The 17,622-nt window shown below is 33.2% G+C and carries 16 protein-coding genes, 1 tRNA gene and 2 pseudogenes; 4 read left to right on the forward strand and 15 right to left on the reverse strand.

All coding sequences use genetic code 11. From position 1 onward, the window contains the following. Positions 1 to 567, forward strand: a pseudogene (locus ACFIL8_RS02275) (HrgA protein); the annotation flags it as partial. Between the two features lie 644 nt (positions 568 to 1,211). On the opposite strand, the gene sodC reads toward ACFIL8_RS02275, so the two are convergent. From sodC to ACFIL8_RS02295, 4 genes are all read right to left on the reverse strand, one after another. Next, complete coding sequence (gene sodC / locus ACFIL8_RS02280; protein WP_375632234.1) at positions 1,212 to 1,739, reverse strand: superoxide dismutase [Cu-Zn] SodC; 528 nt, start codon at positions 1,737 to 1,739, stop codon at positions 1,212 to 1,214. A gap of 454 nt (positions 1,740 to 2,193) precedes the next feature. Then, positions 2,194 to 2,517 carry a hypothetical protein gene (locus ACFIL8_RS02285; RefSeq protein WP_375675849.1) on the reverse strand — a complete coding sequence of 108 codons (324 nt, stop codon included), beginning with the start codon at positions 2,515 to 2,517 and terminating at the stop codon, positions 2,194 to 2,196. Continuing rightward, positions 2,495 to 2,839, reverse strand: coding sequence for a hypothetical protein (locus tag ACFIL8_RS02290; RefSeq protein WP_375611907.1), 345 nt, complete (start codon positions 2,837 to 2,839; stop codon positions 2,495 to 2,497). The genes ACFIL8_RS02285 and ACFIL8_RS02290 overlap by 23 nt, the downstream gene beginning before the upstream one ends. 510 nt (positions 2,840 to 3,349) lie before the next feature. After that, positions 3,350 to 4,576, reverse strand: coding sequence for a UbiH/UbiF family hydroxylase (locus ACFIL8_RS02295; protein WP_375675850.1), 1,227 nt, complete (start codon positions 4,574 to 4,576; stop codon positions 3,350 to 3,352). 185 nt (positions 4,577 to 4,761) lie between these two features. Here ACFIL8_RS02295 and pcsA point away from each other — a divergent pair, with 185 nt between their 5' ends. Genes pcsA through ACFIL8_RS02310 form a run of 3 tightly spaced genes read left to right on the forward strand, consistent with a single transcriptional unit; the run spans position 4,762 to position 7,058 of the window. Continuing rightward, complete coding sequence (gene pcsA / locus ACFIL8_RS02300) at positions 4,762 to 5,580, forward strand: phosphatidylcholine synthase (RefSeq protein WP_375638400.1); 819 nt, start codon at positions 4,762 to 4,764, stop codon at positions 5,578 to 5,580. A 21-nt stretch (positions 5,581 to 5,601) separates the two neighbouring features. Beyond that, positions 5,602 to 6,648, forward strand: a complete 1,047-nt coding sequence (locus ACFIL8_RS02305) for an enoyl-CoA hydratase/isomerase family protein (protein WP_375638401.1) — start codon at positions 5,602 to 5,604, stop codon at positions 6,646 to 6,648. After that, positions 6,645 to 7,058: a DUF6163 family protein gene (locus ACFIL8_RS02310; protein WP_375611911.1), complete on the forward strand. Its 414-nt coding sequence runs from the start codon at positions 6,645 to 6,647 to the stop codon at positions 7,056 to 7,058. Before ACFIL8_RS02305 ends, ACFIL8_RS02310 begins: the two co-directional genes overlap by 4 nt. 314 nt (positions 7,059 to 7,372) lie before the next feature. On the opposite strand, the gene ACFIL8_RS02315 is transcribed toward ACFIL8_RS02310, so the two are convergent. The 11 genes and pseudogenes from ACFIL8_RS02315 to ACFIL8_RS02365 form a co-directional block, all read right to left on the reverse strand. Then, the gene (locus tag ACFIL8_RS02315; RefSeq protein ID WP_375618144.1) at positions 7,373 to 7,735 is read right to left on the reverse strand and encodes a hypothetical protein; all 363 of its coding nucleotides are present in this window, start codon (positions 7,733 to 7,735) and stop codon (positions 7,373 to 7,375) included. Positions 7,736 to 7,858: 123 nt separating this feature from the next. Next, a pseudogene (locus ACFIL8_RS02320) lies at positions 7,859 to 7,987 on the reverse strand (MBL fold metallo-hydrolase); the annotation flags it as partial. A gap of 56 nt (positions 7,988 to 8,043) precedes the next feature. Further along, positions 8,044 to 8,403 carry a hypothetical protein gene (locus tag ACFIL8_RS02325; RefSeq protein WP_375606871.1) on the reverse strand — a complete coding sequence of 120 codons (360 nt, stop codon included), beginning with the start codon at positions 8,401 to 8,403 and terminating at the stop codon, positions 8,044 to 8,046. 109 nt (positions 8,404 to 8,512) lie between these two features. Next, on the reverse strand, positions 8,513 to 9,322 hold the full coding sequence (locus tag ACFIL8_RS02330; RefSeq protein ID WP_375688834.1) for an MBL fold metallo-hydrolase: 810 nt from the start codon (positions 9,320 to 9,322) through the stop codon (positions 8,513 to 8,515). A 10-nt stretch (positions 9,323 to 9,332) separates the two neighbouring features. Next, positions 9,333 to 10,106 carry a TatD family hydrolase gene (locus ACFIL8_RS02335; protein WP_375638403.1) on the reverse strand — a complete coding sequence of 258 codons (774 nt, stop codon included), beginning with the start codon at positions 10,104 to 10,106 and terminating at the stop codon, positions 9,333 to 9,335. Continuing rightward, entirely contained in the window at positions 10,096 to 11,655 is a 1,560-nt protein-coding gene (gene metG / locus ACFIL8_RS02340; protein ID WP_375638404.1) for a methionine--tRNA ligase, read from the reverse strand. The genes ACFIL8_RS02335 and metG overlap by 11 nt, the downstream gene beginning before the upstream one ends. A gap of 76 nt (positions 11,656 to 11,731) precedes the next feature. Further along, positions 11,732 to 12,775 (reverse strand): DNA polymerase III subunit delta', encoded by a 1,044-nt coding sequence (locus tag ACFIL8_RS02345; protein ID WP_375688836.1) that lies wholly within the window; start codon positions 12,773 to 12,775, stop codon positions 11,732 to 11,734. Beyond that, entirely contained in the window at positions 12,772 to 13,416 is a 645-nt protein-coding gene (gene tmk, locus ACFIL8_RS02350) for a dTMP kinase (RefSeq protein ID WP_375613423.1), read from the reverse strand. Before tmk ends, ACFIL8_RS02345 begins: the two co-directional genes overlap by 4 nt. 28 nt (positions 13,417 to 13,444) lie before the next feature. Next, on the reverse strand, positions 13,445 to 14,608 hold the full coding sequence (locus tag ACFIL8_RS02355) for a D-alanyl-D-alanine carboxypeptidase family protein (protein ID WP_375688838.1): 1,164 nt from the start codon (positions 14,606 to 14,608) through the stop codon (positions 13,445 to 13,447). Positions 14,609 to 15,697: 1,089 nt separating this feature from the next. After that, the gene (locus tag ACFIL8_RS02360) at positions 15,698 to 16,597 is read right to left on the reverse strand and encodes a septal ring lytic transglycosylase RlpA family protein (protein ID WP_375610370.1); all 900 of its coding nucleotides are present in this window, start codon (positions 16,595 to 16,597) and stop codon (positions 15,698 to 15,700) included. A gap of 539 nt (positions 16,598 to 17,136) precedes the next feature. Then, a tRNA-Lys gene (locus ACFIL8_RS02365) sits at positions 17,137 to 17,212 on the reverse strand. Positions 17,213 to 17,622: the final 410 nt, after the last annotated feature.

A 17,622-nucleotide genomic window follows, 5' to 3' on the forward strand; every position in this document is an offset into this window, starting at 1 on the left:
TTATTATCTAAATTTTTATGGTCAGAGCTTGCAGTTTATAGCAAGCGCATTAATGAGAAATGTTCTCGTAATAAACATGGTGCAGGCGGAAATAAATGGCTTTATCCAGATCTCGTAGGGATGCAAGATTTAAGCAAGGAATGGAATCGTGAAATCAAAGACTGTGTTTTGCAATATTTTGATAAAAAGACAAAGCTTTGGTCTTTTGAAGTAAAAATTCTCATCAATCGTTCAAATTTACGAAAAGCATTTTTTCAAACAGTTAGTAATTCTTCATGGGCTAATTTGAGTTATTTAGTTGCTAGTGAAATTGAAGGAGTTGATACATTAAAAGAGCTTCGGATGCTTTCAAGTTTGCATGGAATTGGATTTATAAGACTTAATAAGGAAAACTCTTCCGAGAGTGAGATCTTAATTCCTGCCAAAGAACGTAGTGATATTGATTGGGATACTGCTAATAGATTAGTGGAGGAAAACAAAGATTTTCTTGATTATATTAAGCTCATTCGTCAATTTTATCAAACTGGTGAGATGCGTCCTCTAGATTGGGATCATATGTATCTATGAGGGGTATTTTTAAAAAGACTCTATTGTTTAAAAGCCTTTTTTCAGAATGATGAAAAATTACTCTAACTATTTTATTTGTCTTATTATATTGGTATAATATGTTGATTTACTAATGATAATTAGTCTTTAAACTTAAATGAGGGGAATGAATACCCTAGTATTCAATCCTTTCAAACCATCTCATATTGATATTGTATCAATTAAAATTTTTCTCACGTACCTCATGAGTAGGGTTGAGTAGGGGAAGAGTAAAAATTCTGTTTTAAGCCTGTTCTATTTTGTGCATTGAGCGTGATTCCATTAGATACTAGACTTAATGATTATAATTTATTATAAATTTGCTATTATAGAGGGTGAAATTCGACTTTTTTGCTTTGTTTACATCAAGCATGGAAAATATTACTTCCTCATATTGAAGTCTTCTTACGGAGAATTTACACTACTATTTCTTTAATTTCCATTGCTGTTCGTTTTGATGATTACTAAGCTTTTTGTTATCCGAAGTAAACATTCAAAAAAACATTAATTTTATAAAATATTCACATAGTTTACTCAATTTCTTGAAATAGATTTAAAAAATAAATTTCTCTCACACCTTATGGTAAAGGAAGTGTGTACTGTCGCAGTCTGCCGCAATACTCTCTTTATTTTTCAATAATACCGCACGCTAAACGTGCACCACCTCCGCCAAGCGGTAATGGTTTATCTGATTGATTATCAGCCCCTAAATGAATGACTAAAGAGCGCCCTTTAATTTCAGAGATTTTTTTTAATCGTGGAGCAAGAACGCTCATTATGGCATATCCCTGCTTATCAACATAAAGTGCTGGTAAATCACCAAGATGACCATTGACATTATAAGGTCCTAAATGTTTTCCGGTATGTTCCGGATCATAATGTCCACCTGCGCTTCCACCAATTATGCCATCTTTTGTATCACATGAAGGATTTACATGTACATGAAAACCATGCATTCCTTCTGATAAAGTAGATAAATTAGGGATGAAAATCAAACCGTATGTGGTTTCTTCAATTTTAATGCTACCAATAGCCTTTTTGGAATTGTTATATTCTAATTTATAAATATTTACTTGTTTTGATAGTGCTAATGCAGAATTTTTATGAATTAAAAATGCCATAAAAAACAATAATGATAATAATATTTTTTTCATAAAATACCTTTATACTTATATTTTAATATATTGTTGTCTATAAATAACAATCTATATTAATGATATATTATATAAATGTCTTAAATTTAACTTTAAGAAAAATAATTTACATAGAAATATTCTGTTATTAGAAAGAGCAAATAAATTAAAGTGTGTTTATATATATTTCTGAACATAACTTTTATTTTTTGATCTATAAAAAATACAGCTTTTATGGATGGATAATTATATCTCACTTACATTTCTTCAAGAGATGCTTTTAAAAAATCTACTTTTTGTGGTATAATAAGAAATTAAATAAGGAATTTTAGTAAGTTAGCTATTATTTCATTTACAATATGATGATCGTTTCATCAAAAAAAGAACATATAATTTGTTGATGATTTAATTGTTTTTCATAGAAAAAATGACGAGAAATTTCTATTCATTATGAAATTTATAAGAGAAAAAATTATTATGATTCATATAAATTTCCCAATAAAATACAGCATATACCGACACTCCCTCCCATTCCTGATCCTATCAGTGCTCCTATTATTATTCCGGAAGAAAGTGCTACTCCTATACCCATTGCGATAACTGGACCAAATCCTGGAAGAGCAATATAACCATAAGCTGCAAGAGTTGCCGCGATAGCTCCTGATATGCTACCATTTAAACCGCCAATGAAAGCAAATTCTTTAATAGAATGGTAGCACTTTTTTAATTTTTTTTTCTTACAGCTGTGAAAAGAAACGTTGCTGTAAGTTTTTAAATCAATCATATTCTTTTCTTTCATTTTGAATGCTAACTGTTCCTGAATAGTCAACGGATACGAAAAAATGGGACTTTTTAAATTTTACTAAAGCACGCCAGATACCATTGTCATCTAAGCGCAATCGTTTAATATTCTCAAAACCATTTTGCATAAGACAATTTTTAACTTGTGAAGCAGTAAATGAGTTCTGACCTATTTTAGTGACCTTTTGAGTAGAGCTATAGGTAAAGGTTTGACAATAAGGAAGGTGAAAAACTTCACTTATTGAAGTCGTGACTATCAACGAGACACATGCAATCATTATAAAAAAAGTACTTAATTTCAAAAAATTATTTAGTGTCATCTTGTTACCATTTGTTGAAACAACACTTCATTAACCTCTGTGTTACTAACAGGTTCCAAAGATGATTTTATTTTTAATATTATACTTAACAATAAAAATTTTTGAAAATATATTGATTAAATAAAACTGTTTTTATTTATTTTCTTATTAAAATTAATTTAATAAAATAAATTTTTCAAAACGGTATTATTTTTCATTTTATTTATATTTCTAAATTTAACAGCTATGATTTAGCAAGATATCTTTATAATTTAATTTGTAGTCTATAATTCAGTTTTCTCTTATTTCATATCAACATACTAAATAATATAATAATTTTTAATAAAAAATAATTTACAGTTATATTAATTAAACATGTTATTATTATAAATAAATCAATAAATATAATTAATTATTTTAATATAATTTGTTACTTCTTAGAAAGAACAAAAATATTTTTTTACATCAGTAATAGATATGATTCAAAATACAATTTATTATTTTTTATCTTACGTTATTATTCATTATTGCTTAGTAGAGCTGTTTTGATGATTTTGTTGGAAATATTTGCATAATTTCCTTGAATCCATAACCGGGATACATTCCTTCGCGCATAAATAAATTACGTAATGGTGGGAAACTATGCAACAAACCAAGCCCAATGCTTCGTATGATATGAACAGGCAACATATGAGAAAGTAGAGCAGAGTTCAGTGTATGAACAGCTCCACTTCGGATTAATATATCTGGTTTGCGGCATTTGTTATAATGTGCAACAATCATTTCAGAGTTAGAATTGGATATTTTATTGGGTAAAATATCAATTAAAGTTTGGACATCACGGAATCCTAAATTTAATCCCTGTGCCCCAATAGGGGGAAAAACATGAGCGGCTTCACCCACTAAAATTGTTCGATTAGCAGCAAAATGATGAGAAAGAAGTCCGAAAATCGGCCATGCTTGAATTGATGTTTCTAAGCTTAGCTTTCCAAGCATTGATTGCATTTGGTTTTCGATCATTTTTGCAATTGTTTTTGGTTCTATATTTAATAATTCCTCAGCGCGGGAAGGATGAACAACCCATACAAGACTAGATCTTCGTCCTGGTAGTGGAACCTGTGTAAATGGACCGTGTTCTGTATGAAATTCAGTTGATGTATTTTGATGAGAAAACTCATGAGAAAAGTTGAGAACAAGTGCTTTTTGTGGATAATTCCACTGTTTCACACTTATCCCTGCTGCTGCACGTGTAAGAGAGTGACGTCCATCAGCTGCAACAACAAGTGGTGCTTGAATAATTCTATGATCAGCAAGAGTAATGCATACATGGTTTTTTGTGTGATGAACAGATTTGGCTACAGAAACAAATCTTGTAATATTGGGCGTATGTGTAACAGCGTCGACTAAAGCACTATTCAATTTTATATTAGGTATATTATAGCCAAAAGCTTTTTCGCCAATTTCAGTAGAAGAAAAATGCACCGTAGGAGCATGCACAATTCTAGAAGTTATATCTATAATTCTCATGGACGATAAAGCAGCTGCATGTTTTTGAAGATTATCCCAAATATTGAGTTTTTGAAGCATGCGTATTGCAGGCATCATAAGAGCCGTTGTCCGTAACTCATCTGTATGAGCAGGGGGCCCAACAAGAAAAACAGAAAGCCCCTTCTGTGCAAGACTCAGCGCGGCTAACATTCCGACAGGACCTGCACCAATAACAGCAATATCTTTATGCTCTTCCTTTTCAAATATCACAACGATTTGAACCTTTATTCATTGAGAAAATATTTTAACATTTCCAAATGATCTCTCTCTTTTTATTATATGAAGCTCTTCTATTATTATAGTATGTAATAAATAATGCGATATAAAAAAGTAACCTTTTTATGATTTTTTTAAATGCTGAGTTATATCATCGTTAAAAAATGGCGTATTGATAGATGGTTGAAGACTTTAAAAACGAGGATAAGAAAACCTTGAAACGTAAATTAACAAAGAAAATCAAAACAAATGCTAAATTATTACGCCATAAAAAAGTAACAATGCCACAAGCAAAGGCCTTTTCCGTTCATTTACTAACAGCTTCGGGATCATTTTTAGCGTTTCTTTCTCTTATATCAGCCTCTCAAAAAGAATGGACAGCTATGTTCTGTTGGCTTGGGCTTGCTCTTCTCGTTGATGGTATAGATGGACCAATTGCACGCAAACTTGATGTTAAGTACGTTCTTCCAACATGGTCTGGAGAGCTGTTAGATAATATTATTGATTACGTGACTTATGTCTTAATTCCTGCCTTTGCACTCTATCAAAGTGGTTTCATGGGGATAGGGTTATCATTTTCATTGAGTGCAATTATTGTTATTTCATCTGCTATTTATTATGCAGATACTAGTATGAAAACCAAAGAAAACTTTTTTAAAGGATTTCCTGTTGTTTGGAATATGATGATTTTTACGCTTTTTGTCGTCAGACCAGGAGAGTGGATTACTTTTATCATTATTGTTCTATCGGCGATTATATCTTTTTTGCCAATTTATTTTATTCATCCAGTAAGAGTCCTTCGTTTACGTAGAATTAATTTTCCCATTTTTCTCTTATGGTGTTTTTTTGGTGTTTCTGCCTTCTTTTATCAACTAGAGGCTCCCTATTGGGTTAAAATAGGAATTTCGGTAACAGGAATTTATATATATTGTATTGGCGCAATCATGCAAATATTTCCTAAACTTGGGGAAAAAAGTATAAAAAAAACAATGAAATAATTGTTTTAAGAAGGGTGTGAGATGCAAATTAATTTTGGAGCAGATGATGATATTTCTTTTACGAAAGAAGGGCGTGCTGGTATTATAAAGCTCACACGTCCTTCAGCATTAAACGCTCTTAATCAACGAATGGTTTCAGCTTTAAAAAAAGCTCTCAGAACATGGGAAACAGATGATAATGTTTCTTGTGTCTTAATTGAAGGGGAAGGGCGTGCTTTTTGTGCTGGTGGAGATGTTGTAGAAATCTATCATATGGGGAAAAGTGCTGCTGCTTGTCAATACTTTAGAAATGAATATAGTTTAAATGCTTATATCAAACATTTTTCAAAGCCCTACATTTCTTTCTTAAACGGTATTTGGATGGGAGGAGGGGTAGGTATTTCTCTCTATGGCTCGCATCGAATTGTTACAGAAAATACAGTTTTTGCTATGCCAGAAGGTGCGATTGGATTTTTCCCAGATGTAGGTGCAAGTTTTTTTTTACCATCTCTTCCCAATCATTTTGGTATCTATCTTGCATTAACGGGCGCACGTATAAAGTGGGGAGATTGCTTAAATTTAGGATTAGCAACACACGCCGTTGCTGAAACTGAATTCGATATGATTAGAAAAGCTGTTATTGAGCAAGGAGATCCTACTTTAGCTTTAAACGAGCGAACAATTACAAAAGACTATGAAACAAGTCATGAAATACGTTGTATTATTAACACTTGTTTTAGTGCACATACCTTAGAAGAATGTCTCGAGTTGCTACATAAAAAAAGCAATGAAGATGTTTTATTTGCTAAAGAATGTTATGATATTTTGCAGTCACGTTCTCCGACAAGTTTAAAAGTTATCTGGAAACAAATGAAACAAAATTCATCTCAAACGTTGGAAGATTGTATGAAAATTGAAAACCGCATAGCGTATCATATGATTCATTCACATGATTTTTATGAAGGTATACGTGCTATGTTAATCGATAAGGATAAAAGACCTCAATGGCAACCAGATAAACTTTCAAATGTGACAGATGAAATGGTAGATTCTTACTTCCAACCTGTTGAACAAGAGTTATTATTGTGAAAAATAATTCTCACAAACAGATTTCAAAAATCAATTTAATCTATAACTGTTACTTACGGTTTTTGGCACTTATTTGCTTAGTTCTAGGTATTTGTTATTGGATACGCCTTGTTGGTGTTTTTCCAGGTATTCTATGGCGTTTTGATCTTATGCCTTGGCAGTGGCAATTTGCATCAGCTATATTGGCTATTCTCTATCCTATTGCCTTAGTTGGACTTTGGATGTATTCACTATGGGGTATCATTGTGTGGTGTATTGCAGCATTGATTGAAGCAATAACAATATATTATTCCGATTTTATTTATCAGCCATTTGTACCATTATTTCATGGAATATTGTTTTTAGCTTTTATAGTACTACAAATTGTAATTATTTTTTTTAAAAGAGTAAAAAATAAAAAAACATTGTGATTGAAATTTTCGAGCCAGAATAACAGGCTCGATTTTCGATCTTAGCTAACTTAAGTAGCTCATTTTAAAGCTTCGTTCCTCAAAACGCTGATGCTAGCTATACTTCTCCATAAAGTTCCATAATATATATTATGCGATAATATGATGCAGAAGATAAATCCTTTATCCAAAAAGAAAACCCTCCTTTAAAACATCATCATATTTATATCATACAATTTACTTTTAAAATAAAATTTGGTCTTTAAAGTACATTCCTTAAAGACCAAAAATAGTGATAGTGATAATGAAATTACGTATAATAAAACTAAGAAAAATTATTGTGCTATTTGACAACGTTTCGTACGTGCAAGATCACTCAAAACAGCATTACGGTTATTTAAAGCTGAAATTTCATTACTTTCACTGGATTTAGGATCTATAAAAAACAAAGCAGGAAGAAATACAAGACTTGTTGCTGCTAAAGCCGCATTTTTATTTCTTGCTTTATAACGCTCTCTAATTGTAGCATCGATTTGGCGCTTATTAGCAAAAAATTCCCGTTGAATATCAGAACAACTCATTGTTCCATCATGTAATGTGGTAACTGGAATATTTTTTTCTAAACGCCCCCCACATGCTGTCAAAAAAAACGCTAAAACGACAATACATACACCCCATTTAAAATTTTCTTTATACATAAAAACCTCACTTTTAACACAAAATGTTTTTAATGAGATTTAAATAAAGCAAAAGTAAGATTAAAATTTTAACAAATATACTATCAACAAAAATATATTTCGTTAATAAGTTCACGCATCTGTTTAAAAAGTAAGACCTTGATATGCAGGTTTTACATAGGATGGGACGTAATTTACGACCACATTGTAATTATGTGTGAGTAGAGCTTCAATGATGAGAACATCCAAATCCATTAATTTCGATTTGGTCTTTAAGGTATATTCCTTAAAGACCAAAAAATGAAATTACATATGATAAATAAGAAAAATTACTGTACTATTTTACAACGTTTCATACGTGCAAGATCACTCAAAACAGCATTACGATTATTTAAAGCCGAAATTTCATTGCTTTCACTGGATTTAGGATCCATAAAAAACAGAGCAGGTAAAAATACAACACCTGCCGCTGCTAAAGCTACATTTTTATTTCTTGCTGTAGAACGCTCTCTAATTGTATCATTAATCTGTCGTTTATTAGCAAAAAACTCCCGTTGAATATCGGTGCAACTCATTGATCCATCATGTAATGTTGTCGTTGCAATATTTTTTTCTAAACGCCCCCCACATGCTGTCAAGGAAACTGCTAAAACGGCAATACATACACCCCGCTTAAAATTCTTATACATAAAAACCTCATTTTAAACATAAAAAAGTGATATTTATGTCAAAAATAAAACAAAATAAAGGATAATCTTCAAAAAACTTTATTTAACGTAAAATATTGTATGAATAAGCTTATGCAGTTGTTTCGAAAGTAAGGCCCTGATACGCAGGTTTTACATAGGATGGAACGTAATTTACGACTGCATTATAATCCAGCGATCTATCCATATGTGTGAGTATTGCTTGTTTTGGCTTTAAATATTTTATCCATTGTAATGCTTGATCAACAGAAAAATGACTTGGGTGAGATTTAAATTGAAGGGCTTCGATGATGAGAACATCCAAACCCATTAATTTGGATAATGTTTTTTCAGGAAATTCACTAACATCCGTACAATAGGCAACGTTCCCAATCCGAAAACCTAAGGAATGAATGTTTCCGTGGTGTTGTAAATGTGTATTGACGCTTATTTCTCCGCCCTGCCCCTGAATAGTAAATTGGCTATCTTCATTGATAAGATGCTCTTTTAAAATGGGAGAATAAGATGAATCTTTTGGAGTTTGAAAACAATATCCGAAAGCACTTTTGAGATGCTCTAGTGTAAATCTGTCGGCATAGATATCTATTAAACATTTTTGTGCAAGTGCATAGCTGCGTAAATCATCAATACCGTGGATATGGTCTGCATGAGAATGCGTGTAAAGAGCAGCATCAAGATGGCTTACACGCGCATCGATCATTTGTGAGCGAAAATCTGGACCTGTATCAATAACGATCGTTGTTTTGCCTCCTGAAGGTTTAATACGTTCAACTAATAAAGAACTTCTGTAGCGTTTATTTTTAGGGTTATTCGGATCACATGTTCCCCAATCACCATTAGGTCTTGGCACTCCTGGAGAAGGACCACAACCTAATATTGTAAATCGGTATTGATCACACATATCTTTTGCCTTATTTCATTTTGCTAAATAAACGAAAAGCATTACGCGTTGTTATTTGAGCTGTTTCTTCAATGCTTAAGCCAATTGTTTCAGCCAAAACAGCTGCTGTATAACATACAAAAGATGGTTCATTTGTTTTGCCCCGATGGGGACTAGGTGCTAAAAATGGAGCATCTGTTTCCACTAACAAATGCTCATGGGGCACAATTTTTGCTATTTCACGGATTTCAAGTGCGTTTTTAAAAGTAAGAATACCCGAAAAAGAAATATAACCACCAAGTTCAATTCCAGCACGAGCAAGTTGCATTCCAGACGAATAACAATGAAGGATAAAGGGAAAAGCTCCTTCTTTTATCTGTTCACGTAATATTTTCTCCATATCGATATCGGCATTGCGTGAATGTATAACAAGAGGAATCTGTGTTTCTCGAGAAGCAATGATATGTTCTTGAAAAACTTTCTTTTGCTCTTCTGGTGTAGAGTAATCATAATGATAATCAAGGCCCCCTTCCCCAAACGCAACAATTTTAGGATGATTCGAGAGCTGTATAAGCTCTTCCGCTGTAATATTTTGTTCTTCATGCGCGTGATTGGGGTGTGTTCCAACGGAACAAAAGACTTGATCATAGCTTTGCGCAATGGCTAACAGTTTATCTAACTTATGAACATGGGTTGAAATTGTTATCATACGTTTAACGTCAGCATCTAAAGCCCGTTGGATAACATTATCCAAATCTTGTGAAAAGTCTTCAAAATCAAGATGACAATGTGTATCAATCAACATGATGAGTGTCTTCTTTCTTCAAGATATAACGAGGAAAAATTGGTTCTGGTGGTGGAAGATCAAGCCCTTCTTGAATTTTTGAATGACTTATATGATACAATAACCGATCATCTTCAGCAACCGCAAGGCTATCAAGAAGTTTCGTTGCTGATTGGGGTATGAAAGGCAAAAGCATAATTCCTATTCTCCGCAAGATTTCTACAGTTATATAAAGAACTGTAGAAAATCGTTCTCGATCGTTTTTACGTAAACTCCAAGGTTGTTCGTTGGCAAAATAGCGATTGGCATCTGCTACAATTGAAAAAATAGCTGAAAGTGCTAAATGCATACTATAAGAAGACATAGCTTGGTGTACAGTTTCAAGTACTTGAAGAGATTGTTCTAAAAGCTGTTTATCTTGAGCTAAAAATAAAGCTGGTTTCGGGACTTGTGCATTACAATTTTTGGCAATCATAGACAAACAGCGCTGTGCTAAATTACCAAGATCGTTAGCAAGATCAGCATTAATACGGTTCACAAGGCTTTCATGACTATAACTACCATCTTGTCCGAATGGCACTTCACGGAGAAGGAAATAACGGACCTGATCAAGACCATAATGATCAACCATTTCAAAAGGATCAACGACATTTCCAATAGATTTTGACATTTTTGCACCACGATTAAGTAAAAAACCATGTGCAAAAATATTTTTAGGCAATTCAATTCCAGCAGACATTAAAAATGCCGGCCAATAGACTGCATGAAAACGAATAATATCCTTACCAATAATATGCGTATTTGCAGGCCAAAAATCACGTTTTTTTGAATTTTCATTGAAAAAACCTATTGCTGATAGATAATTTGTAAGCGCATCAACCCAGACATACATCACGTGCTTTGGATTCTCAGGAACAGCAATTCCCCAGTTAAAACTTGTGCGTGAAATAGAGATATCTTTTAATCCCGATTTGATAAAACTTATAATTTCATTACGCCGCTCAAGTGGCAAAATAAAATCAGGATATTTTTCATAATATTCAAGAAGAGCCTTTTCATAACCAGAAAGTCTAAAAAAATAACTTTCTTCTTCATTCCATTCAACTGGAGAGCCTAATTCCTTCTCGCGACGGATGTTGTCTGCTCCAACTTCTGTATCTTTCTCTTCATAATACGCTTCTTGGCGAACCGAATACCACCCCGTATAACGACCGAGATAAATATCGCCATTTGCTTCCATCTTTTTCCAAATTTCTTGACAAGCTTGATAATGGCGTTCTTCTGTCGTACGGATAAAATCATCATTAGAACAATTTAATACTGCAAGCATTTTTTGAAACACCGCACTATTACGATCTGCAAGTTGCTGAGGTGTCATGCCTAATGCAGCTGCGGTTTGTTGCATCTTGAGACCATGCTCATCTGTACCAGAAAGAAAAAATACATTTTTTCCGTTTAACCGTTGAAAGCGGGCTAAAACATCGCTTGTAATGGCACTATAAGCATGTCCAATATGTGGAGCAGCATTAGGATAAAAAATGGGAGTTGTTATGTAATATGTGTCACGCATGTCATACTCGTTGTAAAACGCTATAAATAGAAGATATAATGACATAACGCTTGTTCATCGCATTGTCACGGAAAAACTAATTCTCATGAATGATCTTATGAACTTTAAAAAGTAAGTTAATAACAAACTGCTTTTTATCGAGATTAAACAGTTGTATTTCCTCTATTTCTTGATGAATCTCCTGCCATTTTTCCGCATATTTTTTTGAGAGAAATAAGTCTCCCTTTTCAACGAGCATGATAGCTTTTTTTTGAATTTTATTAAGAATTTCATCACAAAATTGTTGAAATTGGAATGTAGAAGAAGCAGATGAAAATGTTTGTGCAAGAGTATGTACAATCGTTGCATTACAAACAGGTTTCTCTAGGAGAGCATCAATTGTTTTAATAACTTCAAGACCGCCATGGCAAATAAGTAAAGCGGCTTTTCGAGGACTTCCTTTAGATTTTTTAATAATCATTTCAATTGTTTTTTCATCAGGTAAATCCTGATCGGCGAAAATATGTATAATAACTTTTTTCATTTCATCGTTATTCAACGGACGAAAAGAAATTTTTTGACACCGTGAATGGATTGTTGGAAGCAATTTGCCTGAAGAATGTGCGATAATAACAAATAACGTTTTTGTAGGTGGTTCTTCAAGTATTTTGAGAATTGCATTTGCTGCATTTCTATTCATATCATCTGCAGAATCAATAATAACAATACGCCATCCATTATCTTGCGATGTTCGACTTAAAAAATGCATAATATCACGGATATCATCAACGAGTATTCCTGTTTTAAACTTTTGCGTTTTCACATCAAATCGACGTGAAATATACAAAAGACCAGGGTGACTTCCTTGTGTAATTTGGCGCCATGGGGTAGAATAAGGATCGGGTTTGAAGAAAGAACTCTGTTGAAAACTTAAAATGTTCCAAGCAAGATGAAAGGCTAATGTAGCCTTTCCAATCCCGTATTCTCCTTCAAATAATAATGCATGATGCAAACGCTCTTCTTTAAGCATTTGTGTCAAAAAATGACGCACATCCTCATGACCAAAGATAACATTGTTCTGGGATGGTGATAAAATTGTATCAATATCATCATATTGGCGTAAGGTATTTAAATTACTCATGAAAGCTGATCCAACAATACCTGATGACAAATATTTTTTATTTGATGAGCAATAGCTTCCACTGAGCCAGTGGCATCAATGACTCGAAATCTATGGGGTTCTTGTTTGGCCAATTGAAGAAAAGCCTGACGTCTTTGTTCTTGAATTTCCAACTGATCTTTTTCAAAATAATCAATTTCTTCTGTTTTTTTTCTTCGTAAATTTGCACGCTTCATACCACACATTGCTGGCATATCTAATAAAAATGTTAAATGAGGCAAAATACCATTGAGCGCAATACACTCTAAAACAGAAAGAAGAGAAGAACTGACTCTATTATTGAGTCCTTGATAAACGCGTGTAGAATCAATAAAGCGGTCACATAAAACGATTTTACCTTTTTGCAAAGAAGGTGCAATAACTTCATGAAAATGGTCAGCGCGTGCAGCTGTAAACAAAACAGCTTCAATCAACGGTCCATACTGTTGCGTCTGCCCCGACAACAAAATATGCCGGATTGCTTCTGCTCCTGGCGTTCCTCCTGGTTCTCGTGTTGTAACAACATCATAACCTTGGTGAGAGAGAGACTCAGCAAGTAAAGAAATCTGCACCGTTTTTCCTACCCCCTCCCCTCCTTCGAATGTAATAAAATAACCTGACACGTATGACCTTAACCTTATTAGCGCGTAACTACAAATATTTCCGTAACCATCCAATTGTTATTTCATAGAATGCATTTTTTACTTTTGCAAAGAAACTTCCTTCCTGAATATTCATTCCGGCAAAAACTGGTTTTTCCAGAAGAACCTTTTTATCTTCTAAAATTTGAATAACACCAACTGATTGCCCAGAAACGATGGGGGCTTTCAATGGACCATGATATTTAATTTTTGCTTTAACATTTACTTTTTTTTCATTCGAAAGCATAAAACTTATTGGTGTTTTAACAATGAGTGGAACAAAATTTTTCTTACCACCGTAAACAGAAGCACGACCAACCGTTTCTTCTTTTGTGAAAATTGTTTTGAGATCAAATGCCGTCATCCCCCATTGAAGAATGCGTTCTATTTCTTTTGTATATTTTTTACCATCTTGCAAACCATTGATTGCTAAAAAAAGACGTCGATGATTTTTAGAAATGGTGGCAACCATTGAAAAACCTTCTTTTTCACTGTAGCCAAAACCAAATCCTTCTACACCAATTTCCTTAGAAATAAGAGGGTTTTTATTACGTTGAAAAATATTATTCCATGTAAAATGAGGCTCACAATAAAGTGCATAATAATCCGGATATTCCTGAACAATATGACGTGCTAATATAATCATATCACGCACAGTTACAAATTGTCCCTCTTCGGGTAGCCCTGTAGCATTAACAAAATGACTCTGAGATAATCCGATTATTTTTGCGCGCTGATTCATCAGTTTTACAAAATGATCTTCATGTCCTGATATTCCTTCAGCAAGAATAATAGCAGCATCATTTCCATTCACAATAATTAAACCACGTAAAAGATCAGAAACACTGATTTCTGTCTTTATCTTTGCAAACATAGTGGTTGTACCGGAAGGTGCTCCACCTTTGCGCCAAGCATTTTCACTGACCTTGAATTTCTGCGTACTTTTTAATAATCCTTTTTTTAATTGATGAAATACAACTTCTGCTGTCATCAATTTTACTAATGAAGCAGGAAAAAAAGGAATATCACTTTGTTTTTCATAAAGTATTGTCTCTGTATCATCATCGAGTAATAACAGTTGTGATGCGGGATTTTGAAAATCTTGTGCTCTCCCCCACGTATCAAATGCCAATACTCCCCATAATATCAATAAGATCCTTAATGCTGTATACATAGCTGCTCCTCCCATCCCAAAGATCAACATAAAGAATCTTATATAGGAAAAAACTTTTTGATTTCTGAAAATTGAGGAATTATTTACAACTCATAAAAAGATTTTATTTTCATTTAGCTTTAGAAAAAATAATATGACACGTTTTTTATCTTCCATGTAGGTTTAATTTAACATTTTAAATGTATGAGAGACAAAAGATTTTTTCCTATTTTTATTGATAGTATTTTGATTTGTTATGATAAATTATCATTTTAAAATTGAAGCTAACTCAAAATACTGTAAGATTCTCTCATCCCCTCTTCTCATATTGAATTCATTAAAAATCGCTTACTTACGGGTCATAAGTAGGGTTCGTATATGGATAAAAATTATTAAAAAAGAGAGTAAAAATACTTCTTATAAACCTCTCAAGTGTTAAGAATTATCGCACAAAACATTGGGGGCTTGCAAAGTGTATGATGGTGTCGATTTATATCTTCATAAGAGTAAAGATGCTGATGTCTAAAGGCGTTAACAGTTATACCATTCACAGGCGCTGTCGCAAAATAGGCTTGTAGCGTGTTAAAGTATGTCTCTTTTAAATAAGTCCATGAATTGGCAATGTAAGTGTATTTTGTTTGAGACGCTCTGTTTTTCGTGAGGGAACTTACTCCATTAAAGAACATGATAAACAAAAGCATGAGATAATGCATAATCTTTTCATAAGATATTACCGTAGATACTTTAGAAAGATGCAAGGCCGAATCAAAAGAAAATATTTTTTTACTTGTTAAGCTTTTTATTCCTCTCAAATCGAGAGTACAAGTTGTTTTAGAGATTACACAAACAGACTGACACAATAATTTACCTTCGTCTAGCAAAAGCTATTACAGCAAGAAAAGTACACGCTTTATTAAGCAAGCAATATCATAAAACGACGAATAGACCAGCAATGGAGTGGAAAGGCCGTACTGAATTTATAATAATAGAACCCAACCACGCTTTTTGAAAAGGACAAAGCGCTTTAAGATAAAAATCCTACACTAAATCCGTAATTTCTTACCTTTTTTACTAGAAAATTATATAGATAAAAAATCAATGCATTTTTTCTTAAAACAGTTGTAGCCAATTAACCTTTGTTTTTTTGTTTAGCTTATTTATAGAAGCAACTTGATCGAATGGTATCGGCTTATCAACCATGATAGGACCAATTTCTGGCAATTTAACTGCAACAGTTTTATTACGTTGTTCTTGTTCAACAGCAGCTGCTTTAGCTAATTCTTTTTTGTTCCTTGTATTGCGCTGCTCTTTTAACAAAACAGTTTCTCTTTTTTTCGCAACATTTTCCGACGCTAATGAATATGGGGCAGCATTTCCAGGAGTATAAGAGGACATTAAATATGCAGCATCATAATAGCCAACAGGTGCTTCAGCAATATATTCTACTTTAACATCTGCGACCCCCCTATCTACATACCCCAATATTGCCGCAGCTTGCCTTGATAAATCAATGATTCTGTCTTTCATAAAAGGTCCGCGATCATTCACTCTAACAACGATTGAAGACCCATTTTTCAAATTAGTAACACGAGCATAGCTAGGTAAAGGCATTGTAGGATGAGCAGCAGTCAAAAGATTCATGTCATAAATTTCACCGTTGGCAGTTAAACGTCCATGAAAATCTGAACCATACCATGATGCTTCGCCAACACGTTTATAAGTTGGATCACTTTGAGGATAATACCACTTTCCTTTTATTTGATAAGGTTTACCAACAATCGCTCGTCCACGCTTTTTTTCTTCCGATTGATTCTTCTTATTGGATACTTGTTGAGGTAGTACAGAAGTGTTTACGTTAATTGGTTTATTATGATAGGAATCTTTTATTGAAAAATTCATAGTTTGGCTTGCGCAACAAGATACCAGTGACTGAGAAATGACGATCATAGAAAACAATTGAAGTGTTGGTTTAATCATAAAAGTAATTTTCTTTTTTCTATTTGAAGGCATCTATTCAGTCCACTTATTTCTGTTAAGTACTACTTGTAAAAACCACGTCACGCTTTTTGTACGCAACGGAAGAATTTACGTTTTTAAATGATTCCCCTCGCGCATATACCACTCTTGAATTGGCCCCTTCTATCAAGAAATTAACGTATTGTTAACCTTTTTATGGTTTTCATACAAAATAAATGTACTATAGTAGATGTTAAAAAGATTAAAATTTAAACAAATCAACATCTTATAGAAAATTCATTTCATAATATAAGTGTGAATAAGTGGTGATTTTAGCAACTGTTTTGCGAATCATGTAATGCAGTGGGTATTAAAAACCACCTATGGATTGAGAAAATTAGAAACCGCATGTGCTGCCAACGCAGGTACAACCCTATCCGTAAGTTTGTTGAAAATGGAGACAGCATAGCACCGCTCTATTCCAAAAACAGCTGATAGAAAATGACAGACTATAGAATCGATAAAAACTTCAAAAAGAATCAAAACAAAAAAGATTCTTAAATTTTTTATAGCCTATTGATATTACTTAAATTTGGTGAGCGCGCAGGGATTCGAACCCTGGACCTACTGATTAAAAGTCAGTTGCTCTACCAGCTGAGCTACGCGCTCTCACACAAGCTATCTAGTTTGCATACTATCTAGTTTGCAGAAAGTGAAGGGAACATACGGTTGACTTTCCATTTGGTCAACACCTTTTGGAAAAAAATATTATTATTTTCTTCAGTTATCAATAATTTTCCGTTTTCGCCCCTTTACTTCATCATTGTATAAGTACTCTTTAATCTTCTTTTTGAAGTTTCAATAAAGGAAAAATTTCACTGCAAAATATTGCATAGATTCGAAGCGTTAAAATTATGAGCAATACCCCCTTCCCCTCACATGGGTTGTTGAGCATAATGGGTAGAGAAGAAAAAATACCTTTTATTATAATATTATTTTTATATCTTTATATTTTAGTGTTCAATTTTCAAATATGAATACAGCTTTATAAGATAATATATTGATTTATAATAATTTAT

The sequence above is a fragment of the Bartonella sp. AP57NXGY genome (assembly GCF_042195805.1).
Classification (GTDB): Bacteria; Pseudomonadota; Alphaproteobacteria; order Rhizobiales; family Rhizobiaceae; genus Bartonella.

Excerpts from the sequence above, each read along its gene's own strand:
- sodC (WP_375632234.1), bottom strand. The coding sequence starts at position 1,739 with ATGAAAAAAATATTATTATCATTATTGTTTTTTATGGCATTTTTAATT.
- ACFIL8_RS02285 (WP_375675849.1), bottom strand. The coding sequence starts at position 2,517 with ATGAAAGAAAAGAATATGATTGATTTAAAAACTTACAGCAACGTTTCT.
- ACFIL8_RS02290 (WP_375611907.1), bottom strand. The coding sequence starts at position 2,839 with ATGACACTAAATAATTTTTTGAAATTAAGTACTTTTTTTATAATGATT.
- pcsA (WP_375638400.1), top strand. The coding sequence starts at position 4,762 with ATGGTTGAAGACTTTAAAAACGAGGATAAGAAAACCTTGAAACGTAAA.
- ACFIL8_RS02305 (WP_375638401.1), top strand. The coding sequence starts at position 5,602 with ATGCAAATTAATTTTGGAGCAGATGATGATATTTCTTTTACGAAAGAA.
- ACFIL8_RS02315 (WP_375618144.1), bottom strand. The coding sequence starts at position 7,735 with ATGTATAAAGAAAATTTTAAATGGGGTGTATGTATTGTCGTTTTAGCG.
- ACFIL8_RS02325 (WP_375606871.1), bottom strand. The coding sequence starts at position 8,403 with ATGTATAAGAATTTTAAGCGGGGTGTATGTATTGCCGTTTTAGCAGTT.
- ACFIL8_RS02330 (WP_375688834.1), bottom strand. The coding sequence starts at position 9,322 with ATGTGTGATCAATACCGATTTACAATATTAGGTTGTGGTCCTTCTCCA.
- ACFIL8_RS02335 (WP_375638403.1), bottom strand. The coding sequence starts at position 10,106 with ATGTTGATTGATACACATTGTCATCTTGATTTTGAAGACTTTTCACAA.
- metG (WP_375638404.1), bottom strand. The coding sequence starts at position 11,655 with ATGCGTGACACATATTACATAACAACTCCCATTTTTTATCCTAATGCT.
- ACFIL8_RS02345 (WP_375688836.1), bottom strand. The coding sequence starts at position 12,775 with ATGAGTAATTTAAATACCTTACGCCAATATGATGATATTGATACAATT.
- ACFIL8_RS02355 (WP_375688838.1), bottom strand. The coding sequence starts at position 14,608 with ATGTATACAGCATTAAGGATCTTATTGATATTATGGGGAGTATTGGCA.
- ACFIL8_RS02360 (WP_375610370.1), bottom strand. The coding sequence starts at position 16,597 with ATGCCTTCAAATAGAAAAAAGAAAATTACTTTTATGATTAAACCAACA.